The organism is Achromobacter sp. Marseille-Q4954 (assembly GCF_943737025.1).
Lineage (GTDB): Bacteria > Pseudomonadota > Gammaproteobacteria > Burkholderiales > Burkholderiaceae_B > Achromobacter > Achromobacter bronchisepticus_A.
In genome coordinates this window covers 278585-302252 of the sequence record NZ_CALSFQ010000001.1, presented here as the reverse complement: position 1 = coordinate 302252, position 23668 = coordinate 278585, and the positions used below count along the sequence as shown (strand labels likewise).

Sequence of the window (23668 nt, the reverse complement as noted above, 5' to 3'; positions counted from 1 at the left end):
CAAATGTCGAGGTTGTCCATGTTCAATATGCGCCGCTGGGCCGGTCTGCTGGCCGTGGCGGGGGCGTTTGCCCTGACGGGTTGTGCCGCTCCCACGGTTTCCGCGAGGGTCACTTCCTTTCAGCAATGGCCCGCGGGCGTGGAGGGGCAGACCTACCAGTTCATCGCTGCCGATGCTTCGCAAAACAACAATCTTGAATATCAGTCCTATCAGGACATGGTGCGGGCCGGCATAGGCGCGACCGGCCTGGTCGAGGCCAAGCCCGGCGCAAAGGGTCGTTTCGACGTGTCGTTCAACTACGGCACCACGCAGACCCAGATAATGGTGCAGCGTCCATACGATCCATATTTCTATGGCGGCTACGGCTATGGCGGTTTCTACGGCCCGCGGCCGTGGGGAGCGGGGTATGGCTACTGGGGCCCGGAATGGGTCGACGTACCCATGGCCGTGCAACGCAATACCCTCACCCTGCATATCTATGACACGCAGCGCGGCGGCGCCGAGGTATACCGTTCCAGCGCTTTCATACTGAGCGAGCGCGACGATTTCCTGCGCACCATGCCGTACCTGGTACGCGCAATATTTGATAATTTTCCCGGGAATAATGGCGCGGAGCGCGAAATCCGCTTCCCGGTGCAATGAAATCGGGCGGCCTTTTGGGGCCTGTCTTTAAATAAAATCGGCGCACCAATATGGTGCGCCGATTTTTTTCTTACTGGCGGATAGGTTTTTATTCTTTGATAAGAAAACTGTCGCGGGTTGCGCCTGCGGCTTCTTCCGCGGCGAGCCAGCGGGGAGCCTTGCCACGGCCGCTCCACGTTTCCCCTGTTTGAGGATGGCGGTACTTGGGCGCAACGGCGCGTTTGGCGGCGTTGGCCGGACGGGCAGCGGGGCCAGCCTTGCGGCGGCCACCGGCGGCGGCGCGGGCGGGCTTGCCGGCGCCATAGGCTGCGACGATCTCTTCAGGCGTGATGTCGTACTCGCGCATCGACGTGATGATCTGCGTGATCACGGGCTTGCGACGCTTGGTTTGCAGGACTTCAGCCTTCTTTTGTAGCTTGTTGATTTCCTTTTCGATCTTTGCTTGCAGTGCTGCGTAGGATTCTCGGGCCATGGTTTATTCCTGATTATGGAACTGCTGTAATCGCCGGCGAAGTTATTGTGTAATTGTTGTGCTTCGCATAATACAGAAGTTACGGCTTGACTTCCTGGTTTCTGATGCAATTACTTTGTATCAAAAGAGTCCGATACCGTTTTTCGGTCTGGGAGTGCCTGCAACGAGCCAAGTATTGGGAAGGATATTCTCGAATTTGGGACAACTTGAAACAATAGGGGTATTGGTTCACGAGGCGGACGAATAGCCGCGCATGCCCTTGCATCTGTTCGGTTTGTCTCGCAAAGCGCGCAAATACGGGGCTCCAGGCCTGACGTCCCGCATCGGACCTGCCGCGGGTGCGGCGTTTGCGGAAGTCTGATGACGCAACGGCGGGAACAAATGAATAGTCTTGCGGTCTGATATTCGCCAGGCATGGTCCGACAGGATTCTGTGCTATGCGCCGAGCGGTCTCATTGGCGTATTTCATTTTCATGTCAAGTTGTATGACGAGTTTGGTGCGCGCCTCGGGAATACCTTTGCCTGTATGCCTGCTGGTCGAAAAAGTCCTATGAGCACCCGAAAAAAGGGGCGCATCGAACATTGTTTGAGCTTGTCGGTGCAGCCCGGTATGTAATATTCCGACCCCGCCCGCACGCGTAAATAATGCCCGTGGTATTTTTCGCCCCAGCGTGTTTCCCGGCGGGGCGCGCGGCCCGACGGCCAGGCCGCGCCAGCGTTACGATATGATCTCGAGTATCACCGCGAGCGCGCGCCAGCGCGCCGCCGCCTCCTGTACAGAGCCCCATGAAAATCATCGATCCCGCCATTGCTTCCCTCGCCACCGCCAAATCCCTGCTGCTAGACCCCTGGGGCCTGACCGAGGCGGACATGGCGCGCGCGCTGGGTGAGATCTTCACTCACAAGGTCGACTACGCCGACCTGTATTTCCAGTACACGCGCAGCGAGGGCTGGAGCCTGGAAGAGGGCATCGTCAAGACCGGCAGTTTCTCGATCAGCCAGGGCGTCGGGGTACGTGCCGTGAGCGGCGAGAAAACCGCCTTTGCCTATTCGGATTCGCTGTCGCCCGAAGCGCTGTTGTCGTCTGCGCACGCGGTGCGCGGCATCGCGCGCCGCGGCGCCGGCAAGGTAAAGGTGGCGGCGCAGGTCGAAGCCGAGATCGGCCGCAGCTTGTATGCCGATATCGATCCGGTTGCCACCTTGAGCGCTCCCGAGAAGGTCGCGCTGCTGGAACGCGTGGAGCGCATGGCGCGCGCCCGCGATCCGCACGTGATTCAGGTCATGGCGGGCCTGGGCGCCGAATATGACGTGGTGTTGGTGGCCGGCAGCGACGGCCGCCTGGCCGCCGACGTGCGCCCGCTGGTGCGCTTGTCGCTGACCGTCATCGCCGAGCGCAATGGCCGCCGCGAAATGGGTCACGCGGGCGGCGGCGGCCGCCTGGGCCTGGCCTATTTCACGGACGAAATGCTGCAGGGCTACGTCGAGCGCGCGGTGCACGAGGCCATGGTGAACCTGGAAGCGCGCCCCGCGCCGGCCGGTGAAATGACTGTCGTGCTGGGTTCGGGTTGGCCCGGCATCCTGTTGCACGAGGCTGTCGGCCACGGGCTGGAAGGCGACTTCAACCGCAAGGGGTCCAGCGTGTTCTCGGGCCGCATCGGCGAGCGCGTCGCCTCCAAGGGCGTGACGGTGGTCGACGACGGCACCATCCCCGATCGCCGCGGCTCGCTCAACATCGACGACGAAGGCAATGCCACCCAGCGCAACGTGCTGATCGAGGACGGCATCCTGCGCGGCTATATGCAGGACACGCTGAACGCGCGCCTCATGAAGACCGCCGCCACCGGCAACGGCCGCCGCGAGTCGTTCGCGCACCTGCCGATGCCGCGCATGACCAACACCTACATGCTGGCGGGCGACAAGCCGGCCGAGGAAATCGTGTCGTCCGTCAAGCGCGGGCTGTACGCGGTCAATTTCGGCGGTGGTCAGGTCGACATCACCAACGGCAAGTTCGTGTTTTCGGCGTCCGAAGCCTACATGATCGAAAACGGCAAGGTGACCTATCCGGTCAAGGGCGCCACCCTGATCGGCAACGGTCCGGACGCCATGAACCGCGTCACCATGATAGGCAACGACCTGCAGCTGGATTCCGGCGTGGGTACGTGCGGCAAGGATGGCCAGAGCGTGCCCGTGGGCGTGGGCATGCCCACGGTCCGCATGGAAGGCCTGACCGTCGGCGGCACCGCCTGACTCAAAAACACGGATGACGGCTCGAAAAAATTGTGCTAGAGTCAATCCCCATGAAATTCGCGTCCCCCGCCTTTTATTTTTATTTTTATGGTTTTCTGAAGCCGCTGGCGGAGGAAGGGACGCGCTCAATCTGAAGTTTGGAAAGAATCCCCCCAAAAAAGCCGCCAGCGAACTGGCGGCTTTTTTTGCGCCGCCAGTTGAGGAAACCATCTCGGGAACATCCCCGCGGCGGGCAACCCAGGAGCAGTACCGTGTCACACAATACCGACGACCTTCGCATTCGAGAAATCAAAGAGCTGAACCCGCCCGCGCACGTCATGCGCGAGTTCGCCTGCACCAAGGAGGCGTCCGACACCGTGTTCGCCGCCCGCCAGGGGATGCACCGCATCCTGCACGGCATGGATGACCGGATGATCGTCGTGATCGGTCCTTGCTCCATCCACGACACCCGCGCGGCCATCGAATATGCGAAGCGTCTGAAGCCTGTGCGCGACCGGCTGAGCGCCGACCTGGAAATCGTGATGCGCGTGTACTTCGAGAAGCCGCGCACCACCGTGGGCTGGAAGGGTTTGATCAACGATCCGGATCTGGACGGCAGCTTCGACATCAACAAGGGCGTGCGCGTCGCCCGCGAGCTGCTGCTGGACATCAACAGCATGGGACTGCCGGCGGGTTGCGAGTTCCTGGACATGATTACGCCGCAGTACATCGCGGATCTGGTCTCCTGGGGGGCGATCGGGGCTCGGACGACGGAAAGCCAGGTGCATCGCGAGCTGGCATCGGGACTGTCGTGTCCGGTGGGGTTCAAGAACGGCACCGACGGCAATGTGAAGATCGCGGTCGATGCGATCAAGGCGGCCTCCCAGCCGCACCATTTCCTGTCGGTGACCAAGGGCGGGCATTCCGCAATTGTGTCGACGGCCGGCAACGAGGACTGTCACGTCATCCTGCGCGGCGGCAAGACGCCGAACTACGACGCGGCCAGCATCGAAGCGGCCTGCCAGGACATGTCCAAGGCCGGTCTGGCGCAGCGCATCATGATCGACGCCAGCCACGCCAACAGCAGCAAGAAGCCCGAGAACCAGCCCTTGGTCATCGAAGACGTGGCGCGCCAGATGGAAGCGGGCGACAGCCGCCTGGTGGGCGTCATGGTTGAAAGCCACCTGCTGGGCGGCCGCCAGGACATGGTGCCTGGCACGCCGCTGGTCTACGGCCAGAGCATCACCGACGGCTGCATCGACTGGGACGCCTCGGTCGCCGTGCTCGAGCGTTTGGCTCATGCGGTGCGCGAACGCCGCCGGGTCGCCCTTACGACCGGCAAGTAAGTCCCTGGTAAAACTGAGGGCCACTAGCGCCTGGCGGTTTGCGGCGCGGCGCGCGCGGCGGCGTAGAATAATCGGATCAACCAATCTAACCCAGGATCACGCTGATCATGAATGCCCCCATGCATGCCGAAACGCTGCGCCGTCCGGTGCCGGCCGCTTGTCTGGATGCTTTGCGCGCGCGCTTTGGCGACCGCCTGTCCGAATCTGCCGCGATGCGCGACCATCATGGCCGCGATGAATCTCCCTATCCGGCCATGCCGCCGGACGCGGTGGTCTTCGCGCACACGACCGAGGAAGTGGCCGAGATCGCCAAGCTGTGCAACGAGCATCGCGTTCCTTTGATCCCTTATGGCGCGGGTTCTTCGCTCGAAGGCCACATCCTCGCGATCCAGGGCGGCATCAGTCTCGACCTGTCGCAGATGAACAAGATTCTTGCGATCAACGCCGAGGACCTGACCGCCACCGTGCAGGCTGGCGTGCTGCGCAAGCAGCTCAACGACGAAATCCGCGATACCGGCCTGTTCTTTCCGATAGATCCGGGCGCCGACGCCAGCCTGGGGGGCATGGCGGCCACGCGCGCTTCCGGCACCAATGCCGTGCGCTACGGCACCATGCGCGAGAACGTCATGTCGCTGACCGTGGTGACTGCGGATGGACGCATCGTCCGCACCGCGGGCCGCGCCCGCAAGTCCTCGGCCGGCTACGACCTGACGCGCATCTTCGTCGGCAGCGAAGGCACCCTGGGCATCATCACCGAAGTGACGGTGCGCCTGTATCCCCAGCCTGAAGCCGTGTCGGCCGCGGTCTGCAACTTCCCGACGCTGGATTCGGCGGTGCAGAGCGTGATCGAAATCATCCAGATGGGCGTGCAGATCGCCCGCGTTGAATTCATGGACGCCGCCAGCGTGCGCGCGGTGAACCTGCACAGCAAGCTGACGCTGCGCGAAACGCCGCTGCTGGTGTTCGAGTTCCACGGCAGCCCGGCCGGCGTGCAGGAGCAGGCCGAGATCGTACAGGCGATCACGGCCGATCACGGCGGCATGGATTTCGAATGGGCCGAACGTCCCGAAGACCGCAGCCGCCTGTGGACCGCCCGCCACAATGCCTATTTCGCGGGCCTGCAACTGCGCCCCGGCTGCCGCGCCAGCACCACCGACGTCTGCGTGCCGATCTCGCGCCTGGCCGATTGCGTGAGCGAGACGGTCGAGGAACTGGACCGCGCCAGCTTCCCCTACACGATCGTGGGCCACGTGGGCGACGGCAACTTCCATGTGCTGATGCTGCTCGATCCGGACAGCGCCAAGGAATGGGAAGAATCCGAAACCATCAACCACAATCTGGTGCGCCGCGCGATCGCCGCCGACGGCACCTGCACGGGCGAGCACGGCGTGGGCCTGCACAAGATGCAGTTCATGGCTGAAGAGCATGGCGAGGACGCCCTGGATCTGATGCGCAGCCTGAAGCACGCGTTTGATCCGAACAACATCCTCAATCCTGGCAAGATCGTGTCCTGGTAAGCCTGCTTCGGCAGCGCAGCCGACTTCCGAAGCCGACGGCGCGCCGTCGGCTTTTTTCTTGCCATCCTCAGGCGTGAACGAGCGGGGCGGCCACGCTGCGCGGCGAGCGATTACGGCTGGTTACTTATCTGGCATGCCATAGGTGCACGGATGCGGGTAAATCCCGGTCTGCTAGTGGCGGGCGCTCGCGCTATTGTTGCGCTCATGAATTCATTGGTCGAAACCGGCCTGGCACAAGTGCAGGCGCCTTATTCTTTGCAGCAGCTCATCGAGGCGTTGTCGGCCGTGTTGCCCGCGCACTGCGTGTTGTTCCGCGAAGAAGATACGCGTCCCTACGAGTGCGATGGCCTATCCCTATATCGCGCGCTGCCTGCGGTCGTCGCCCTGCCCGAAACGGAAGAGCAGGTACAGGCTGTCATGCGCGTCTGCAAACGCCTGAATGCGCCGATCGTCGCGCGCGGCGCCGGCACCGGCTTGTCCGGCGGTGCCATGCCGCACAGCCGCGGCGTGTTGCTCGGCTTGTCCAAATTCAATCGCATCAAGCACATCGACCTGGCCAGCGCCACGGCCATCGTGCAGCCCGGCGTGCGCAACCTGGCGATCTCGGAGGCGGCCGCGCCCTACGGGCTGTATTACGCGCCTGATCCTTCCAGCCAGATCGCCTGTTCCATCGGCGGCAACGTGGCGGAGAACTCCGGCGGCGTGCATTGCCTGAAGTATGGGCTGACCGTGCACAACGTGCTGCGCGTGCGGGTCGTGACGATCGATGGCGATGTGGTTGAACTGGGCTCCGAAGCGCCCGATGCGCCGGGCCTGGATCTGCTGTCCGTCTTCATCGGTTCGGAAGGCATGCTGGGCGTGGTCACGGAGGTGACGGTCAAGCTCATTCCCAAGCCGGCCTGCGCGCAGGTCGTCATGGCCAGCTTTTCCAGCGTGGAAGCGGCGGGCAATGCGGTCACGCAGGTGATCGCGGCCGGCATGATACCCGCGGGTCTGGAGATGATGGACCGTCGTGCGACGCACATGGTCGAACCCTTTGTGCGCGCCGGCTACGACATGGACGCGCAAGCCATCCTGCTGTGCGAATCGGACGGCACGCCCGAAGAGGTCGAGCACGAGATTGCGCGCATGGAGGCCGTGTTCCGCGAGGCCGGAGCCACGCGCTGCCAGGTCTCGTCGTCAGAGGCCGAGCGCCTGAAGTTCTGGGCCGGCCGCAAGAATGCCTTCCCGGCCGCGGGGCGCGTATCGCCCGATTACTATTGCATGGACGGCACGATACCGCGCCGCCATCTGGCGCGCGTGCTGGGCGCCATCGAGCAGATGGAAGACGAATTCAGCCTGCGCTGCGCCAACGTCTTTCACGCAGGCGACGGCAACCTGCATCCGTTGATCCTGTTCGATTCAAACAAGCCGGACGAGGTGGAGCGCGCCGAGAAATTCGGTGCCGCCATACTCGAGCTGTGCGTGCAGGTAGGAGGGACCGTGACTGGAGAGCACGGTGTGGGTATGGAGAAAATAAATCAAATGTGCGTGCAATTCTCTCGCGAAGAACTCGACGCGTTCCTGGCGGTCAAGCGGGCCTTCGATCCGCCCTGCCTGCTCAATCCTGAAAAAGTCATCCCTACGCTGGCCCGCTGCGCCGAATACGGCAAGATGCACGTCCACGCGGGAGAGTTGCGCTTCCCCGATCTCGCCCGTTTCTAGGACCTGTCCTTATGGATTTCGTCCTGTCGGAATTGTGCGACCAGGTCATGACGGCCCGTGCCGGCCACAAACCCCTGTTCGTGATGGGCGGGGGCAGCAAGGCGTTCTATGGCAATTACCGCCCGGTGACGCCGCAGGACGGCCACTGCCTGCTGGACATGACACCCTATCGCGGCATCGTCAGCTACCACCCGTCGGAGCTGGTGGTGACGGTGCGCGCGGGTACGCCGCTGGCCGAACTCGAAGCCGCGCTGGCCGAGAACGGGCAGATGCTGGCCTTCGAGCCGCCGCATTTCTCGGCGTCCGCCACGGTCGGAGGATGCGTCGCGACGGGGCTGTCAGGCCCGCGCCGCATGAGTGCCGGCGCGCTCAAGGATTTTGTCCTGGGCGCGCAACTGCTGGATTCGGAAGGCCGCATCCTCTCGTTCGGCGGCGAGGTCATGAAGAACGTGGCGGGCTATGACGTATCGCGCCTGTTGGCTGGTTCGCACGGCATCTTCGGCGCCATACTCGAAGTGTCCTTGAAGGTCGTGCCGCGGCCGATGGAAGAGATCACCCTGGCGCTGCCGGCGACGCAGGCTCAGGCCTTGGCCAGCTTCGCCCTGTGGCGCGGCAAGCCCCTGCCGATCTCGGCCACCAGCTGGAGCGGCGGCGATGAGGGCGCCGAAGGCCAGATGGCCGTGCGCCTGTCGGGCGCGCCGCCCGCGATCGCCAGCGCCCGCCAGCTAATAGGCGGCGCGCCAATGGCGCCCGAGGCTGCGCAGGCCTGGTGGCGGTCGCTGCGCGAGCAGACGCATTCCTTCTTCACGCCGGGCCGGCCCTTGTGGCGCCTGGCGTTGCCGCCCACCGCCGCCGCGTTGGGACTGGGGCCGACCTTATTGGAATGGGGGGGAGGCCAGCGCTGGCTGTCGGGTGAGCAAGACGCCGCCACGCTGCGCGAGACCGCCGAGCGGCTGGGCGGCCACGCCACGCTGTTCCGCGCCGGGCAGGGCAAGCCGCCTGCCGACGGCGTATTCCATCCGCTGGCGCCCGGGATCGCTTCGATCACGCGCCGCCTCAAACAAGAGCTCGATCCGGCCGGCCTGTTCAACCCCGGCCGCCTGGTCCTGGATCTATAGGGCATCATGCAAACCAATCTGGCATCCTGGGCACGCGATACCGATCTGGGCAAGGAGGCCGACGCCATCCTGCGGCGTTGCGTGCACTGCGGCTTCTGTACCGCGACCTGTCCGACGTATCAGGTGCTGGGCGACGAGCTGGACAGCCCGCGCGGACGCATCTATCTGATCAAGCAGGTGCTGGAGGGCGCCGAGCCCACGCAGTCCACGCAGCAGCACCTGGACCGCTGCCTGACTTGCCGCAATTGCGAGACCACTTGCCCGTCCGGCGTCCAGTACGGCCATCTGGTGGATATCGGCCGCAAGATCGTCGAAGAGCGCGTGCCGCGCAGCTGGGCCGACAAGACCAAACGCACCTTGTTGCGCAAGACCATGCTGTCGCCGCTGTTCGCGCCCGCGATGCGGCTGGGGCAGGCGGTGCGCGGCATGCTGCCGGAGGCGCTCAAGCGCAAGGTGCCGGAGCGCCGCGCGGCGGGGCCGCTGCCGCAGGTGGCGGGCCATGCGCGCCAGGTGCTGATGCTGGCGGGCTGCGTGCAGCCCGCCATGATGCCGACCATCGATGCGGCCACCATCCGCGTGCTGGACGCGGTGGGCATAGGCGCGCGCATCGCCCCCGGCGCCGGCTGCTGCGGCGCGGCCAGTTTCCACCTGGACGCGCAGGACGATGCGCTGGCGCAGATGCGCGCCAACGTTGATGCCTGGTGGCCGCTGCTGCAGGATGGCAAGGTCGAGGCCATTGTGATGAACGCGTCCGGCTGCGGCGCCATGGTCAAGGAGTATGCGCATCACCTGCGGCACGATCCGGCCTACGCGCAAAAGGCTGCGGACATCGTGGCGCTGGTGAAGGACGTGGCCGAGATCGTCGCGCCGCATGCGGCGCAACTGCGTTCGCGGCTGCCGGCGGGCACGCGCGCGGCCTTCCATCCGCCATGCACGCTGCAGCATTGGCAAGGCCTGCGGCCGCTGTCGGAACAATTGCTGGCGGATCTGGGTTTTGCATTGCAGCCATTCGCCGACAAGCACTTGTGCTGCGGTTCGGCGGGCGCCTATTCGGTGTTGAATCCGGAGATCGCGCTGGAACTGCGCGACCGCAAGCTGGGCGCGATCGCCGCGGGCGGACCGGACGTGATCCTGTCCGCCAACATCGGCTGCATCGGCCACCTGCAAAGCGGCACCGACACGCCGGTGCGGCATTGGATCGAAGTGGTTGACGAACAGTTGCGCCAGCCTGCGGGCCAGCGCGGCGCGTAGGCGCCGGACGCCAGGCGGCATCCGGCGCCGGGCGTTTTACTCCACGGCCTTGACCATGTCTTCAAGCACCTTCTTGGCGTCGCCGAAAACCATCATCGTGCGGTCCATGTAGAAGAGCTCGTTGTCCAGGCCCGCGTAGCCCGAAGCCATGGACCGCTTGTTCACGATCACGGTGCGGGCCTTGTAGGCTTCCAGGATGGGCATGCCGGCAATGGGCGACTTCGGGTCGTTCTTGGCGGCCGGATTCACCACGTCGTTCGCGCCCAGCACCAGCACCACGTCGGTCTGGCCGAACTCGCTGTTGATGTCTTCCATTTCGAAGACCTGGTCGTAAGGCACTTCGGCCTCGGCCAGCAGCACGTTCATGTGGCCGGGCATGCGTCCCGCCACCGGGTGGATGGCGTACTTGACGGTCACGCCGCGCTCGGTGAGCTTTTCCGCCAGTTCCTTCAGCGCGTGCTGCGCGCGCGCCACCGCCAGGCCGTAGCCGGGAACGATGGTCACGCTTTCCGCGTTGGTCATCAGGAAGGCGGCGTCGTCGGGGCTGCCCGACTTGACGCTGCGCTGCTGCGCATCGCCCGCCGCGGCACCCGCGCCGGCCTGGCCGCCGAAGCCGCCCAGGATGACGTTGAAGAACGAGCGGTTCATCGCCTTGCACATGATGTAGGACAGGATCGCGCCCGAAGAACCCACCAGCGAACCGGCGATGATCAGCATGGGGTTGTTCAGCGAGAAGCCGATGCCGGCTGCCGCCCAGCCCGAGTAGCTGTTCAGCATGGACACCACCACCGGCATGTCGGCGCCGCCGATCGGGATGATGATCAGGACGCCCAGCACGAAGGCGATGAGCGTCATGATGACGAACGGCGTCCATTCCTGTGTGAGCATGAACCAGATGCCGCATGCCAGCATCAGCAGCGCCAGCGCCAGGTTCAGCATGTGCTGGCCCGAGAACACCACCGGCGCGCCCTGGAACAGGCGGAACTTGTACTTGCCCGACAGTTTGCCGAAGGCGATGACCGAACCCGAGAACGTGATGGCGCCGACGAAGGTGCCGATGAACAGCTCGAAGCGGTTGCCGGTGGGAATCGGCACGCCGACGGGCACGATGCCGAAGGCATGCGGTTCGGCCACCACGGCCACCGCAATCGCGACCGCCGCCAGGCCGATCATGCTGTGCATGAAGGCGACCAGCTCGGGCATCTTGGTCATCTCGACGCGCTTGGCCATCAGCGTGCCGATGGAGCCGCCCACCAAGAGGCCCAACACGACCCAGCCCAGGCCGATGGTGGCGGCGCCGTCGCGCGCCAGCCCGACGATGAGCGCGGCCGTGGTCAGCACGGCGATCGCCATGCCGGCCATGCCGAACGCATTGCCCAGCCGCGACGTGGTCGGATGCGACAGGCCCTTGAGCGCCTGGATGAAGCAGACCGAGGCGATCAGGTACAGCAGGGTGACGAGGTTCAGCGAGATCATTTCGCTTCCTCCTTGCCTGCCTTGCGGTCCTTCTTCTTGAACATTTCCAGCATGCGCCGGGTCACGAGAAAACCGCCGAACACGTTGACCGCGGCCAGCGCCACGGCGAACACGCCCATGCCGCGCGCCAGCCCGCCTTCGGTCAGCGCGGCCGCCAGCATGGCGCCCACGATGATGATGGCGGAAATGGCGTTGGTGACGGCCATCAAGGGCGTGTGCAGGGCGGGGGTGACGTTCCACACGACGTGGTAGCCGACATAGATGGCCAGCACGAAGATGATGAGATTCATCAGGGTGGGGTTGATCGCTTCCATGCTGTTAGTTCCTCCGCGCCACGTTGCCGCCTTCGCACACCAGGCAGGCCGCGACGATTTCATCGTCGCGCTGGATCGCCAGCGCGCCGTCCGCATTGATGATGAGCTTCAGGAAATCCTGGATGTTGCGCGCATACAGCGCCGAAGCGTCGGTCGCGACCAGGCCGGGCAGGTTGGTCAGCCCGATGATCGTCACGCCGTGCTTTTCCACCACCAGGCCTTTCTCGGACAGCGGGCAATTGCCGCCGCGTTCGACTGCCAGGTCCACCAGCACCGAACCTGGCTTCATGGCCGCGACGGTTTCCGCGGACACTAGCGTGGGGGCGGGGCGGCCGGGAATCAGCGCCGTGGTGATGACGATGTCGGCCTGCTTGCAGCGCTCGGACACGAGCGCGGCCTGCCGCGCCATCCAGGCGGGCGGCATAGGCCGGGCGTAGCCGCCCGTGCCTTGCGCGATCTCGCGTTCTTCGTCCGTCTCGAAAGGCACGTCGATGAACTTGGCGCCCAGCGATTCCACCTGTTCGCGCGCGGCGGGGCGCACGTCCGAGGCTTCGACCACCGCGCCCAGCCGCTTGGCGGTGGCGATGGCCTGCAGCCCGGCCACGCCAGTGCCCAGCACGACGGCGCGGGCGGCCTTCAGCGTGCCCGCGGCAGTCATCATCATGGGTATGAGGCGGCCGTAGTGGTGCGCCGCCAGCAGCACGGCCTTGTAGCCGGCCAGGTTGGCCTGGGAGGACAGCACGTCCAGGCTCTGGGCCCGCGTGATGCGGGGCGCGGCTTCCAGCGCGAATCCGGTGAGTCCGGCGGCGGCGATCTGCTGGATGCCTTCGGCGTCGAAGGGATCCAGCATACCGACCACGACGGCCCCGGATTTCATCTGGGGCAGTTCCGCGGCAGAAGGCGCGCGCACCTTCATGACGAGTTCTGCCCCCAGCGCATCCTGGGCGGTGCCGAGCGTGGCGCCCGCTGCCTCATAGGCTTCGTCGAGATAGCGGGCGGCAGTGCCTGCCCCGCGCTCCACGATGACGGTGTGTTTCCCGCCTACGTACTTCTTGACGGTCTCCGGTGTTGCTGCGACACGAGTTTCCCCGTCTCGGGTTTCTTTTGGTATCCCGATGTGCATCTACGCCTCTCCTCATTAGTTGGCATCAGTTATACACGGGAAAGTGCAAGGAAAGGTGTCTCGCCCCTGGGAAGCGAGGGGGAAGAGTACGGGGGGGCGCAGGACCGTCAATGCCCGGCGGCAAGCCAAAAAAAACCCCATGGCGAACCATGGGGCTGGGGTCTTGCAACCCAATTGCTCCGGCCGGTCTGACGTTGATGCCGGCCGGCACCTGCGCGCAAACGTCCGGCGTCAAGCCGTTTGCGCGCGAGTCCAGGTGATCAGCGCGGCGGTGAGTTCGCGCAGATCGGCCTTCAGGCGGCCGTAGTTTTCGGAAGGACGCAGCGAGACTTCGTCCATGTAGAGCTTGCGGTTGATCTCGATCTGCAGGCTGTGGCGGCCTTCTTCGGGGCGGCCGAAGGCGCGCACCAGTTCCACGCCCTTGTAGGGATCGTTGACGGTGACGTTGTAGCCGCGTTCGCGCAGCCAGGCGGCGATGAATTCGCGGAAGGCCGGGTCGCTGGTGCTGCCGTCGCGGTCGCCCAGCACGAAGTCGGGGTGCACCAGGCCCGGGCGGTCGGTGGCGTAGGCGCCGGCGATGCTGGGCATGGAGTGGCAGTTGATGTGCCAGACCTTGCCGAACTTCTTGTGGGCGGCGTCCAGCACCTGGCCCAGCGCGGCGTGGTAGGGCTTCCAGCAGGCGTCGATGCGGTGGCGCACTTCCGCGACCGTCAGCTTGCGGTTGTAGAGCGGCGTGCCGTCGTCCAGCATGCGCCAGATCAGGCCCTTGCCCAGCTTGACCTTGGGCGAGGCGTTGATGGCGTCGGGCCAGGCGGCGTCCAGCAGCAATTCGTCGATTTCGTCGGGCGAGCGGTTGGCGTCGATGTAGGCGCGCGGGAACGCGGCGGCAATCATCGGTACGCCCATTTCGATGGCGTCGCCCCACAGGTCGTCAACCCAGGTGTCCTCGGCGGTGCGCAATGCGCCAAAGTCCACCGCAGCCGCGAAATCGGGGGGGTAGGCGGTGCCGCTGTGCGGGGAGTCCAGCACGAGGGGAGCCGAGGAGTCCGAATCAGGATATTGCTGCGGGAGGTCGAGCCGGTAAGACAGGGGTTGGGTAATTCGCATAAGGGGGTGTTGCGTTCGTTAATCGGAGGTCCTCGCGCACCGGGCGGCGCGCGAGGACCGAAGACCGCTTAGTCGATCTTCACGTTGGCTTCTTTGGCGATGCGCTTGTTCTTGGCGATTTCAGCCGAGATCTGCGCCGCGAATTCGGCCGGAGTGTTGGCGGCCGGCGCCGCGCCCAGGGCTTCCAGGCGGCTCTTGACGTCGGCTTCGGCGCTGACCTTCTGCACGGCGGCGTTCAGCTTGTCCAGCACGGGCTGGGGCAGCTTGGCGGGAGCCACCAGGCCGAACCAGGACGCGTCGTTCACGGCCGGCAGGCCGGCTTCGGCGAACGTGGGCACGTCGGGCAGGGCGGCCACGCGCTTGGGCGAGGCCACGGCCATGGCGATCAGGCGGCCGGACTGCACGTGCGGCAGCGAGGAGGGCAGGTTGTCATACATGACGTCGACCTGGCCGGCCAGCGCGTCGTTCAGCGCCGGGCCCACGCCGCGGTACGGCACGTGCATCAGGTTGGTACCCGAAGCCATCTTGAACAGCTCGCCCATCATGTGCGAAACCGAACCGTTGCCGGCCGACGCGTAGGTCAGCTTGCCCGGCTCGCTCTTGGCCAGCTTGATGAAGTCGGCGATGTTCTTGGCCTGGACCTTCGGGTTGATGGTCATGATGTTGGGCACGGCCGCCAGGTTCGAGACGGGCGTGAAGTCCTTCTCGCCATCGAACGGCAGGTTCGGGTAGATGGCCGGGTTGATGCCGTGGGTGCTCACGGTGGCGATGCCCAGGGTGTAGCCGTCCGGCGCGCTGCTGGCGACGAAGGCGCTGCCGATCGAACCGCCGGCGCCGCCGCGGTTTTCCACCACGACGGTCTGGCCCAGTTCCTTGCCGAGCTTGTCGGCGAACAAGCGGCCGACGATGTCGGTGGTGCCACCGGGCGGGAAGGGAACGATCAGGCGGATGGGCTTGGTCGGATACGCGTCTTCAGCGTGCGCGATACCCGAGGTCAGCGGCGCTGCGAGGGTCGCGGCGGCGACGCACAGGCCCAGTACTACTTTACGGCGTTGCATGGATTCCCCTAATGAATTGGAAAGCGGATGCGCAAAGGCAGACGCAAACGCAACGATTCTTTCCTGGCGGTCCGGTTTGCGCAAACGAAAGTTTCTCCGTAAGCTATGACTTTTTTTCATGCCTCTTTTCGCGGCGGCCCGGAGCCGGGCTGTTTTTGCTGCGTGGCCTGAAACAATTTGCGTACCTCATCCATGCGGCGATTCTGTCCCTCACTCACGGATCTCCAGGCGTTCGAAGTCGCCGCGAGACATAGCAGCTTCACGCGCGCGGCCCAGGAATTGTGTGTCACGCAGGGTGCGGTCAGTAAGCAGGTGAAACATCTGGAGGAGTTCGTCGGCATCGAACTATTCCTGCGGATCAGGCAAGGCCTGGTCCTGACCGAGGCCGGACGCAGCTACCTGACCAAGATCCAGGCCGGGCTGGGGCAGATCGAAGCCGCCACCGTGGAACTGATCGCGCACCAGGGGCAGGGCGGCACGCTCAACCTGACCTGTATGCCGACCTTCGGCGCGCGCTGGCTGATCCCGCGCCTGACCGCCTTCATGCGCCTGCGGCCGGACATCCACGTCGAATTCCTGCCTCACCGCCAGGGCTATGACTTCTCCACCCCTGAACTGGACGCCGCCGTGCGCTTCGGCGAAGGCATCTGGCCGGGCAGCGGGGCGGACTACATCGTCGGCCGCGAAATTCTGCCGGTCTGCAGCCCGCGCCTGATCCCGGGCGGCTGTGCGGCGCCCGCGGACCTGCTGGCCTATCCGCTGCTGCACCACACCTCGGCGCTGGAAGGCTGGCGCGACTGGTTCGAGCAGGCCGGCTGCGATACCCGGCGCAGCCTGGAAGGCGCGCGCTTTGACCAGTATGCGCTGCTGTCGCAGGCCGCCGCGGCTGGCTTCGGCGTGGCGCTGATTCCGCGCTGCCTGATCGAAGACGAGCTGCGCGACGGCAAGCTGGCCGTCGCCATCCAGCTGCCGATCCGGGCGCGCATGGGGTACTACCTGTGCTACCCGGAGCAGAAGGCCAATCTTCCGACCCTGCAGGCTTTCCGCACCTGGCTGATGGAAGTGTCGCGGGCCGCCGAGCCGCAGCCGCGGGAAGATGCGCGGACCGATCTAAAATAGTCCCATCATGAGTCAAAAACTTACCAAGAAAGGCCGCGTTGTCGTCGGCATGTCCGGCGGGGTCGATTCTTCGGTCACCGCCTGGCTGCTCAAGCAGCAAGGCTACGAGGTCGTCGGCCTGTTCATGAAGAACTGGGAAGACGACGACGATTCCGAATACTGCTCCACCCGCCAAGACCTGCTGGACGCCGCCAGCGTCGCGGATCTGATCGGGGTCGAGTTCGAGTTCGTCAATTTCGCCGCCGAATACAAGGACCGCGTGTTCGCGGAGTTCCTGCGCGAGTACTCCGCGGGCCGCACGCCGAACCCGGACGTGCTGTGCAATGCCGAGATCAAGTTCAAGGCCTTTCTGGACCACGCCATGGCGCTGGGCGCCGAGCACATCGCCACCGGCCACTACGCCCGAGTGCGCGAGGTGCCGGCCGAGGGGGGCGGCACGCAGTTTCAACTGCTCAAGGCGCTGGACGCGTCCAAGGACCAGAGCTACTTCCTGCACCGGCTGAACCAGGCGCAGTTGTCGCGCACCATGTTCCCGCTGGGTGAGATCCACAAGACCGAGGTGCGGCGCATTGCGCACGAGATCGGCCTGCATAACGCCGCCAAGAAGGATTCCACTGGCATCTGCTTCATCGGAGAGCGGCCGTTCCGAGAGTTCCTGAACCGCTATCTGCCGACCGAACCTGGCCCGATCATGACGCCGGAAGGGCAGAAGGTCGGCCGCCACGAAGGGCTGTCGTTCTATACGCTGGGCCAGCGCAAGGGCCTGGGCGTGGGCGGGGTGAAGGGGCGCCAGCGCGAGGACGGTACGGCCGAAGCCTGGTACGTGGCGCGCAAGGATCTGGAGCGCAATGTGCTCTACGTGGTGCAGGGGCATGACCACCCCTGGCTGTTGTCGGGCGAGCTGCGGGCGCAGGACGCGAGCTGGGTCGCCGGCCACGCGCCGGCCCCGGGCGCCTATGGCGCCAAGACGCGCTACCGTCAGGCCGATGCCGCGTGCAGCCTGGAAGGCGCTGCCGGCGGCACCTTCAGCCTGAGCTTTACCGAACCGCAGTGGGCGGTCACGCCCGGACAGTCCGCCGTGCTTTACGATGGCGAGGTTTGCCTGGGCGGCGGCATCATCCTGTAGGTGTAGGCGCCGCGCCGGCATGCGCCGCGCCGGCATCCGCCGCGCGGCGTGCGCGGATTTCAATCAAAGCCCCTGGGGCGCGGCCCCTGGGGCTTTGTTCATTACCAAGAAGAAAGAGGAGAGAGTTGTGGATGTAACGATGGTGATTTGCCTGCTGGTGCTGGGGGGCGTGGTGGGTTTCGCCGCGGGCCTGCTGGGCATAGGCGGGGGCATGTTGCTGGTGCCTTTCCTGACGATGCTGTTCGCGTGGAAGGGCATGCCTGCCGACCTGGTGGTGCACGCCGCCATCGCCACGTCGATGACCTCGATCCTGTTCACCTCCATTTCCAGCGTGCGGGCGCACCAGCAGCGCGGCACGATCAAATGGAACATCGTCTGGGCGATGGCCCCGGGCATCATCATCGGCGGCCTGCTTTCGGGCGGCGCGGTCTTCGCCGCGCTGAGCACGCTGTGGCTGTCGCTGTTCTTTGCGCTGTTCGTCGGCTATTCCGGCTGGAGCATGCTGCAGAACAAGAAGCCCAAGCCCAGCCGCCAGATGCCGGGCGTGGTGGGCACCAGCGCGGCCGGGGCGGGCATCGGCTTTTTGTCCGGCCTGGTGGGCGCGGGCGGCGGCTTCCTGTCGGTGCCTTTCATGGTCTGGTGCAACGTCGCCCTGCACAACGCGGTGTCGACCTCGGCCGCGCTGGGCTTTCCCATTGCGCTGGCCAATAGCGTCGGTTATGTGGTGTCGGGCCTGAACTCGGGCGAAACGCGTCCGGGCATGCTGGGCTACATCTACTGGCCGGCCCTGATCGCACTGGTGTGCACCAGCGTGCTGACGGCGCCCTTGGGCGCGCGCATGGCGCACCGCCTGCCGGTGCAGACGCTTAAGCGCGTGTTCGCCTGCCTGCTGTTCGCGCTGGCCGCGTACATGCTGTTCAAGGCCTGGCAGACGTTCAACGCCTGAGCCGGACAGGGCTGCGCCGATGGAAAAGCGCAGCCCACGTAGAAGCGCCGCCGATGCAGAAGCATGGGCGGCGCAGAAAACGGCGCGGAGGCAAACGCGGAACAGAAGCGCAGCCAAGCAGAAGCCGGGCCGCACGGATCCGGCTCCGCCGGTCCGTAGCGGCGCCCCCTGGGGGGAGGCGCGCAGCGCCTCGGGGGGGGCTACACCACCGGAACGGTATCGATGAAGGACTGCCGCTGCGACAGCTTGTCGTACAGGCGGGCCAGGTTCTGGTGGTCGGCGCGCCAGTCGAGCGCGGCGAAGCGCAGGTCCAGGTAGCCCAGCGCGCAGCCGACGGCGATGTCGGCCAGGCTGTAGTTGATGCCCATGCAGTGGGCGTTGTCGCCCAGGCTCTTGTTCATCGCGTCCAGGCTGGCGTGGATCTTGGAATACTGGCGCTCGATCCATTCGGGGCTGCGCTGAGCCTCGGGGCGCTGGTTTTCCTTGACGATGGTCACGCAGGCGTCCAGGAGGCCATCGGCGATGGCTTCCCAGCACTTGACCGCCGCGCGATCACGCCCCGGCTGAGGAATCAGGCGGGCAACAGGGGACAGGGTGTCGACGTATTCGACGATGACGCGCGAATCGAAGAGGGCGCCGCCATCTTCCATGACCAGGCAAGGCACCTTGCCCAGCGGGTTGTACGTTTGGATCTGCGTGTCGGCGGACCAGACGTTTTCGAGTTCAAGCCGGTAGTCCAGCTTTTTCTCGGCCATGACGATACGCACTTTGCGCACGTAAGGACTGGTAAGCGAGCCGATCAGTTTCATGGAGTCACAAGCGGAGTCGGAAAGCGGCCGAAGTATAGCAGGCCGCATGACGGCAAGACGGCCAAGAGGCCGGAATCTTCGTCAGTTTGCCACAATGTTGCACGCTTCCGGATGATAAAATCGCCCGATTCGCTCATTCCCCGCTTTTTCTCTTCCAGACCATGCAAATCGCCGAACAGCTCAGCCAACTCAACGCCCTTTCGCCATTGGATGGCCGGTACGCTTCCCGGGGCGACGCGCTGCGCGGCCTGCTCTCCGAAGCCGGTTTCATGGCGCACCGCGTCGAGGTCGAAGTGGCCTGGCTGGTCGCGCTGTCCGACGCCGGCCTGCCGGAGCTGCCCGCCTTCTCCGAAGCCGCCCGCGCCCGCCTGCAACAATTGGTGCGCGACTTCTCGGAAGCGGATGCCGCCCGCATCAAGGACATCGAACGCGTCACCAACCATGACGTCAAGGCCGTCGAGTACTGGCTGAAGGAAAAAGTGGCCGATGACGCCGAGCTGGCCCGCGCCGCCGAGTTCATCCACTTCGCCTGCACCTCCGAGGACATCAACAACACCTCGCACGCGCTGATGCTGACGCGCGCCCGCAACGAGGTCGTGGTGCCGCGCCTGCGCGAACTGGCCGCCAAGCTGAACGACATGGCCGTGGCCCAGGCCGACCAACCCATGCTGTCGCGCACCCACGGCCAGCCCGCCAGCCCGACGACCCTGGGCAAGGAATTCGCCAACGTGGCCGCGCGCCTGAATCGCGCCATCGCCGCGGTCGAGGCCGTCGAACCGCTGGCCAAGCTGAACGGCGCCACCGGCAACTACAACGCCCACCTGTCGGCCTATCCTGAAATCGACTGGCCCGCCTTCAGCCAGCGCGTGCTGGCCGGGCTGGGCCTGACCCAGAACCGCCACACCATCCAGATCGAGCCGCATGACTGGATGTCGGCCTTGTTCGACGCCATCACGCGCGCCAACATCATCGTGCTGGACCTGGACCGCGACATCTGGGGCTACGTGGCGCTGGGCTACTTCAAGCAACGCCTGAAGGAAGGCGAGGTCGGTTCCTCCACCATGCCGCACAAGGTCAACCCGATCGACTTCGAAAACTCCGAAGGCAACCTGGGCCTGGCCAACGCTGTGCTGCGCCACCTCTCGGACAAGCTGCCGATCTCCCGCTGGCAGCGCGACCTGACCGACTCCACCGTGCTGCGCAATCTGGGCGTGGGCCTGGGCTACTGCCTGGTGGCTTGGGATGCCTGCATGCGCGGCCTGGGCAAGCTTGAGGTCAACACTGCCGCCATCGACGCCGACATCGACGCTTGCTGGGAAGTGCTGGCCGAGCCGGTGCAGACCGTCATGCGCCGCTATGGCCTGCCGCAGCCGTACGAGCAACTCAAGGCTTTGACGCGCGGCAAGGGCATCACCGAGGAAGGCCTGCGAGAATTCATCCAGGGCCTGGCCCTGCCCGAAGAGCCCAAGGCGCGCCTGTTGGCGATGACCCCGCGCTCCTACATCGGGCTGGCCGCAGACTTGGCCCGGGCGGTATAGTCGCCTTGCCGCGCGCCCGGGGCGCTCGGCCTCTGTTGACCTTACGGGAGATTGCAATGAAGAAGTTGTCCACGCTTGCCGCGTTGGCCTGTATGACGGTTGGGCCCCTGCTGGCGACGAGCGCGTCCGCGCAGTTCGCCAAGCCGGAGGACGCGGTCAAGTACCGCCAATCGGCGCTGACGCTGATGGCTTCCCACTTTGGCCGCATGGCGCCAGTGGTCAAGGGCCAGCAGCCCTATGACGCCGCGCAGATCAAGGCCAACGTGGAAGTGCTGAAGACCTTGTCGGCCTTGCCGTGGACGGCTTTTGGCGCGGGCACCGAAGGCGGTGATGCGCGTCCGGAAATCTGGAGTGACGCTGCGGGCTTCAAGCAGAAGCAACAGGCTTTCCAGGACAATATCGTCAAGCTGTCGGCCGCTGCCGATGCCGGCGACCTGGACAAGCTGCGCGCTGCGTTTGGCGACGTCGGCGCAAGCTGCAAGGCCTGCCACGACTCGTACCGCAAGAAGAAATAAGGCGCCTGCCGTCCGCGGGCGGCATGTGGGCAAAGAGGCGCCAGCGTAACGGTTGGCGCTTTTTTTATGGCTTTGCCGGGTGTGGCTTCGCGGGACTGCGCGTCGGTCCTGCGCAGGAGAGAAGCGATGAAATCCTTTGATGAGCTGGTGGCAGAGGCCGAAGCCGCCGATGTCGGCGGGTGGGGCTTCGGCTGGCTGGCGGGGCGCGCTTCCGAGCAGCGTCCGCCGTGGGGCTATGCCAGGCTGCTTGCGCAGCGCCTGGCCAGTGTGCAGTCGGCGCTGGACCTGGATACGGGCGGCGGCGAAGTGCTGGGCGAGGCGCCCCGCTTTCCGCCGGTGATGTGCGCGACCGAAGCCTGGCCGCCCAATGCCAGGAAAGCGCATGAACGCCTGGCCGCTCGTGGCTTGCGGCTAGTGCAGACAGCGCCGGGCGCGGGCTTGCCGTTTGCCGATGCGTCGTTTGAACTCGTGACGTCCAGGCACCCTGTGAACGCGGACTGGGCGGAAATCCACCGCGTCCTCAAGCCGGGCGGGCATTACTTCGCCCAGCATGTGGGGCCGGCTTCGGCCTTTGAGCTGATCGAGCATTTCCTGGGGCCTTTGCCAGCGCAGCGGCGCCTGCGGGATCCGCAGGATGAGGCGGCCGCCGCGGCGGCTGCTGGACTTGCCGTGACGGACTTGCGCGCGGCCCGTTGCCAGATGGTGTTCCATGACGTGGGCGCCGTGGTCTGGATCCTGCGCAAGTGCGTGTGGTGGGTGCCCGATTTTTCGGTGGCGAGGTATCGCGATGCCCTGCTGGCGCTGGATGAGCGGATGCGTCGGGGAGAGCCGTTCGTGGCTCATTCGACGCGGCACTTGATCGAGGCGCGGCGTTGAGCGGGCCGCAGCGCTGCCTTCGCGCTGCGTGAACCGTCAGGAAAAAGACATGTCGGCCGCGACTTCCAGCGACCGGATCCACAGTACCAGGACCGTGACACAGGCGCCCAGCACCAGCGCACGCAGCCAGACGGCGAAACCGTCCTGCGTGGGGGCCGTGCCGGCGGGCACGTCCTTGGCATCGACCTTGCCGGTGATGATGGCGCGCACCAGGCGCTTGCGGCGCACCAGCGCGTACCAGAGCACAGCTGCAATATGAAGGGCGACCAGGGCCAGGATGACCCATTCGTTCAGCTTGTGCCAGGACGTCATGGCGGCGGAAACGGCTTCGCTGACGTGGCCGAACAAGGGGCCCTGCGTCATGATGTCGTCGGTGGTGAACAGGCCGCTGACCGCCTGGAAGCCGATGACCAGCAGCAGCGCCAGCACCGACAGCGCACCCAGCGGGTTGTGGCCTGCGGGCGCCGCGGCGCCCTTCAGATAGCGGGCCACGGCCGCCGGGCCGCGCACGAAGTGCGTGAAGCGGGCGTAGCGCGGGCCGATGAATCCCCAGAGCAGGCGGAACAGGATCAGACCCAACGCCGTACAGCCGAAGCGCACGTGCCAGTCCATGTACAGGCCGCCCAGCTTCACGCTGACGAACGCGCCGACGATGCAGACGACGAGCGCCCAATGAAAGAGGCGGGTGGGAAGGTCCCAGATATGGACTGCGAGACGGTTGTTCTGCATGGTGGGATCGCCAGGGCTGTATTGCCGGGGACTTTATCACGCACAAATTGCCCCGTTGCTTGCGCAACGGGGCGGGCTGCTGCTTCAGTGAGTGGCGCTGCGCACCGGTTCGATGCGATGCACGTGCTCATGGCGGAAGCGGATGCGCTGGCCGGGGGCCTTTTGCGCGGGTGCGCCGCAGGGCACGACTTCGGTCGTGTAGGTGGTCGTGCCATCGATGGGCGCGTTGTAGATGACCGTGGCGCGGATTTCCGGGCCATTTGCGGGCTTCAGGTAAACGATGTCGCCGATATGGATCGGCATGTTGTCCAGCGTGGTGTGCGCCGGGCGTCGGATCAGGTCCGAGGTCGTGAAACGAGTATTCATGGTGTTTGTTCTCTTGGTTTCTAGTTATGGGAAAAGCCGCGTCTGGCCACGTGGCGCGCAGCGTTCCTGCCGCGTGCCGCTGCCAGCCGTATTGAATCGGGCAGGCGTGTGTCGTGACACTAACGCATATATGCCGCCGTCCTTTTGCGCATTCTCATGTTTTGCGCGCACGGCCTGGCGGCGCGACGCTGTCCATCAGTCCGGGACAGCGTCGTTTCGGGTTGCGCGATGCGCGAACAAGCGCAAAGCATGCATGCGGACATGCGCGGCCCGAGAAGTCATGCAGGACG

22 protein-coding genes are annotated in these 23668 nt (G+C 65.3%); 13 read left to right on the top strand and 9 right to left on the bottom strand.

Annotation, left to right across the window (positions count from 1 at the left end; translation table 11 throughout):
• Nucleotides 1-3: 3 nt before the first annotated feature.
• Entirely contained in the window at nucleotides 4-642 is a 639-nt protein-coding gene (locus NGK62_RS01370) for a DUF4136 domain-containing protein (RefSeq protein WP_118932198.1), read from the top strand.
• An 88-nt stretch (nucleotides 643-730) separates the two neighbouring features.
• Here the strand turns inward: NGK62_RS01370 and NGK62_RS01365 are convergent, their stop codons facing one another.
• Nucleotides 731-1114, bottom strand: a complete 384-nt coding sequence (locus tag NGK62_RS01365) for an H-NS histone family protein (RefSeq protein WP_059379169.1) — start codon at nucleotides 1112-1114, stop codon at nucleotides 731-733.
• Between the two features lie 786 nt (nucleotides 1115-1900).
• Between NGK62_RS01365 and tldD the strand changes: the two genes are divergently transcribed.
• From tldD to glcF, 6 genes are all read left to right on the top strand, one after another.
• Nucleotides 1901-3361 (top strand): metalloprotease TldD, encoded by a 1461-nt coding sequence (gene tldD / locus NGK62_RS01360; RefSeq protein ID WP_013392574.1) that lies wholly within the window; start codon nucleotides 1901-1903, stop codon nucleotides 3359-3361.
• Nucleotides 3362-3612: 251 nt separating this feature from the next.
• Entirely contained in the window at nucleotides 3613-4686 is a 1074-nt protein-coding gene (gene aroG / locus NGK62_RS01355) for a 3-deoxy-7-phosphoheptulonate synthase AroG (RefSeq protein WP_059379168.1), read from the top strand.
• Nucleotides 4687-4793: 107 nt separating this feature from the next.
• Nucleotides 4794-6203 carry an FAD-binding oxidoreductase gene (locus NGK62_RS01350; protein WP_059379166.1) on the top strand — a complete coding sequence of 470 codons (1410 nt, stop codon included), beginning with the start codon at nucleotides 4794-4796 and terminating at the stop codon, nucleotides 6201-6203.
• A 204-nt stretch (nucleotides 6204-6407) separates the two neighbouring features.
• A complete protein-coding gene (locus NGK62_RS01345; protein WP_059379164.1) occupies nucleotides 6408-7907 on the top strand; it encodes an FAD-linked oxidase C-terminal domain-containing protein in 1500 nt (499 codons plus the stop codon).
• 11 nt (nucleotides 7908-7918) lie between these two features.
• Nucleotides 7919-9025 carry a glycolate oxidase subunit GlcE gene (gene glcE / locus NGK62_RS01340; RefSeq protein ID WP_118932200.1) on the top strand — a complete coding sequence of 369 codons (1107 nt, stop codon included), beginning with the start codon at nucleotides 7919-7921 and terminating at the stop codon, nucleotides 9023-9025.
• 6 nt (nucleotides 9026-9031) lie between these two features.
• Entirely contained in the window at nucleotides 9032-10276 is a 1245-nt protein-coding gene (gene glcF, locus NGK62_RS01335; protein WP_059379160.1) for a glycolate oxidase subunit GlcF, read from the top strand.
• Nucleotides 10277-10312: 36 nt separating this feature from the next.
• Here the strand turns inward: glcF and NGK62_RS01330 are convergent, their stop codons facing one another.
• The 5 genes from NGK62_RS01330 to NGK62_RS01310 form a co-directional block, all read right to left on the bottom strand.
• The gene (locus NGK62_RS01330; protein WP_059379158.1) at nucleotides 10313-11752 is read right to left on the bottom strand and encodes an NAD(P)(+) transhydrogenase (Re/Si-specific) subunit beta; all 1440 of its coding nucleotides are present in this window, start codon (nucleotides 11750-11752) and stop codon (nucleotides 10313-10315) included.
• Nucleotides 11749-12066: an NAD(P) transhydrogenase subunit alpha part 2 gene (locus NGK62_RS01325; RefSeq protein ID WP_013392581.1), complete on the bottom strand. Its 318-nt coding sequence runs from the start codon at nucleotides 12064-12066 to the stop codon at nucleotides 11749-11751. Before NGK62_RS01325 ends, NGK62_RS01330 begins: the two co-directional genes overlap by 4 nt.
• A 4-nt stretch (nucleotides 12067-12070) precedes the next feature.
• The gene (locus NGK62_RS01320; RefSeq protein ID WP_059379156.1) at nucleotides 12071-13189 is read right to left on the bottom strand and encodes a Re/Si-specific NAD(P)(+) transhydrogenase subunit alpha; all 1119 of its coding nucleotides are present in this window, start codon (nucleotides 13187-13189) and stop codon (nucleotides 12071-12073) included.
• Between the two features lie 231 nt (nucleotides 13190-13420).
• Nucleotides 13421-14296 (bottom strand): N-formylglutamate amidohydrolase, encoded by an 876-nt coding sequence (locus tag NGK62_RS01315; RefSeq protein WP_118932202.1) that lies wholly within the window; start codon nucleotides 14294-14296, stop codon nucleotides 13421-13423.
• Between the two features lie 68 nt (nucleotides 14297-14364).
• A complete protein-coding gene (locus NGK62_RS01310; RefSeq protein WP_059379151.1) occupies nucleotides 14365-15354 on the bottom strand; it encodes a Bug family tripartite tricarboxylate transporter substrate binding protein in 990 nt (329 codons plus the stop codon).
• A gap of 192 nt (nucleotides 15355-15546) precedes the next feature.
• Here NGK62_RS01310 and gcvA point away from each other — a divergent pair, with 192 nt between their 5' ends.
• The 3 genes from gcvA (at nucleotide 15547) to NGK62_RS01295 (ending at nucleotide 18545) form a co-directional block, all read left to right on the top strand.
• Nucleotides 15547-16473 (top strand): transcriptional regulator GcvA, encoded by a 927-nt coding sequence (gcvA, locus tag NGK62_RS01305; RefSeq protein ID WP_059379149.1) that lies wholly within the window; start codon nucleotides 15547-15549, stop codon nucleotides 16471-16473.
• A gap of 7 nt (nucleotides 16474-16480) precedes the next feature.
• Nucleotides 16481-17599: a tRNA 2-thiouridine(34) synthase MnmA gene (gene mnmA / locus NGK62_RS01300; RefSeq protein WP_251877176.1), complete on the top strand. Its 1119-nt coding sequence runs from the start codon at nucleotides 16481-16483 to the stop codon at nucleotides 17597-17599.
• Nucleotides 17600-17726: 127 nt separating this feature from the next.
• On the top strand, nucleotides 17727-18545 hold the full coding sequence (locus NGK62_RS01295; RefSeq protein ID WP_054451099.1) for a sulfite exporter TauE/SafE family protein: 819 nt from the start codon (nucleotides 17727-17729) through the stop codon (nucleotides 18543-18545).
• 200 nt (nucleotides 18546-18745) lie between these two features.
• Here the strand turns inward: NGK62_RS01295 and NGK62_RS01290 are convergent, their stop codons facing one another.
• Nucleotides 18746-19354 (bottom strand): glutathione S-transferase, encoded by a 609-nt coding sequence (locus tag NGK62_RS01290; RefSeq protein WP_118932204.1) that lies wholly within the window; start codon nucleotides 19352-19354, stop codon nucleotides 18746-18748.
• Nucleotides 19355-19515: 161 nt separating this feature from the next.
• On the opposite strand from NGK62_RS01290, the gene purB reads away from it, so the two are divergent.
• The 3 genes from purB (at nucleotide 19516) to NGK62_RS01275 (ending at nucleotide 22283) form a co-directional block, all read left to right on the top strand.
• Nucleotides 19516-20892 (top strand): adenylosuccinate lyase, encoded by a 1377-nt coding sequence (purB, locus tag NGK62_RS01285; protein ID WP_059378553.1) that lies wholly within the window; start codon nucleotides 19516-19518, stop codon nucleotides 20890-20892.
• 56 nt (nucleotides 20893-20948) lie between these two features.
• Nucleotides 20949-21407: a c-type cytochrome gene (locus NGK62_RS01280; protein WP_059378551.1), complete on the top strand. Its 459-nt coding sequence runs from the start codon at nucleotides 20949-20951 to the stop codon at nucleotides 21405-21407.
• A 126-nt stretch (nucleotides 21408-21533) separates the two neighbouring features.
• On the top strand, nucleotides 21534-22283 hold the full coding sequence (locus tag NGK62_RS01275; protein WP_251877174.1) for a class I SAM-dependent methyltransferase: 750 nt from the start codon (nucleotides 21534-21536) through the stop codon (nucleotides 22281-22283).
• 36 nt (nucleotides 22284-22319) lie between these two features.
• Here NGK62_RS01275 and NGK62_RS01270 read toward each other — a convergent pair whose 3' ends face one another.
• Together NGK62_RS01270 and NGK62_RS01265 are read right to left on the bottom strand one after the other, a co-directional pair.
• The gene (locus NGK62_RS01270; protein ID WP_251877172.1) at nucleotides 22320-23012 is read right to left on the bottom strand and encodes a cytochrome b/b6 domain-containing protein; all 693 of its coding nucleotides are present in this window, start codon (nucleotides 23010-23012) and stop codon (nucleotides 22320-22322) included.
• Nucleotides 23013-23096: 84 nt separating this feature from the next.
• Nucleotides 23097-23378 carry a hypothetical protein gene (locus NGK62_RS01265; RefSeq protein ID WP_054451105.1) on the bottom strand — a complete coding sequence of 94 codons (282 nt, stop codon included), beginning with the start codon at nucleotides 23376-23378 and terminating at the stop codon, nucleotides 23097-23099.
• Nucleotides 23379-23668 lie beyond the last annotated feature (290 nt).

Coding starts and splice junctions, on each gene's coding strand:
- NGK62_RS01315 (WP_118932202.1), bottom strand. CDS start 14,296: ATGCGAATTACCCAACCCCTGTCTTACCGGCTCGACCTCCCGCAGCAA.
- mnmA (WP_251877176.1), top strand. CDS start 16,481: ATGAGTCAAAAACTTACCAAGAAAGGCCGCGTTGTCGTCGGCATGTCC.
- NGK62_RS01345 (WP_059379164.1), top strand. CDS start 6,408: ATGAATTCATTGGTCGAAACCGGCCTGGCACAAGTGCAGGCGCCTTAT.
- NGK62_RS01320 (WP_059379156.1), bottom strand. CDS start 13,189: ATGCACATCGGGATACCAAAAGAAACCCGAGACGGGGAAACTCGTGTC.
- NGK62_RS01280 (WP_059378551.1), top strand. CDS start 20,949: ATGAAGAAGTTGTCCACGCTTGCCGCGTTGGCCTGTATGACGGTTGGG.
- NGK62_RS01275 (WP_251877174.1), top strand. CDS start 21,534: ATGAAATCCTTTGATGAGCTGGTGGCAGAGGCCGAAGCCGCCGATGTC.
- NGK62_RS01310 (WP_059379151.1), bottom strand. CDS start 15,354: ATGCAACGCCGTAAAGTAGTACTGGGCCTGTGCGTCGCCGCCGCGACC.
- glcF (WP_059379160.1), top strand. CDS start 9,032: ATGCAAACCAATCTGGCATCCTGGGCACGCGATACCGATCTGGGCAAG.
- NGK62_RS01265 (WP_054451105.1), bottom strand. CDS start 23,378: ATGAATACTCGTTTCACGACCTCGGACCTGATCCGACGCCCGGCGCAC.
- gcvA (WP_059379149.1), top strand. CDS start 15,547: ATGCGGCGATTCTGTCCCTCACTCACGGATCTCCAGGCGTTCGAAGTC.
- NGK62_RS01270 (WP_251877172.1), bottom strand. CDS start 23,012: ATGCAGAACAACCGTCTCGCAGTCCATATCTGGGACCTTCCCACCCGC.
- purB (WP_059378553.1), top strand. CDS start 19,516: ATGCAAATCGCCGAACAGCTCAGCCAACTCAACGCCCTTTCGCCATTG.
- NGK62_RS01350 (WP_059379166.1), top strand. CDS start 4,794: ATGAATGCCCCCATGCATGCCGAAACGCTGCGCCGTCCGGTGCCGGCC.
- NGK62_RS01290 (WP_118932204.1), bottom strand. CDS start 19,354: ATGAAACTGATCGGCTCGCTTACCAGTCCTTACGTGCGCAAAGTGCGT.
- NGK62_RS01370 (WP_118932198.1), top strand. CDS start 4: ATGTCGAGGTTGTCCATGTTCAATATGCGCCGCTGGGCCGGTCTGCTG.
- NGK62_RS01330 (WP_059379158.1), bottom strand. CDS start 11,752: ATGATCTCGCTGAACCTCGTCACCCTGCTGTACCTGATCGCCTCGGTC.
- NGK62_RS01365 (WP_059379169.1), bottom strand. CDS start 1,114: ATGGCCCGAGAATCCTACGCAGCACTGCAAGCAAAGATCGAAAAGGAA.
- glcE (WP_118932200.1), top strand. CDS start 7,919: ATGGATTTCGTCCTGTCGGAATTGTGCGACCAGGTCATGACGGCCCGT.
- NGK62_RS01325 (WP_013392581.1), bottom strand. CDS start 12,066: ATGGAAGCGATCAACCCCACCCTGATGAATCTCATCATCTTCGTGCTG.
- tldD (WP_013392574.1), top strand. CDS start 1,901: ATGAAAATCATCGATCCCGCCATTGCTTCCCTCGCCACCGCCAAATCC.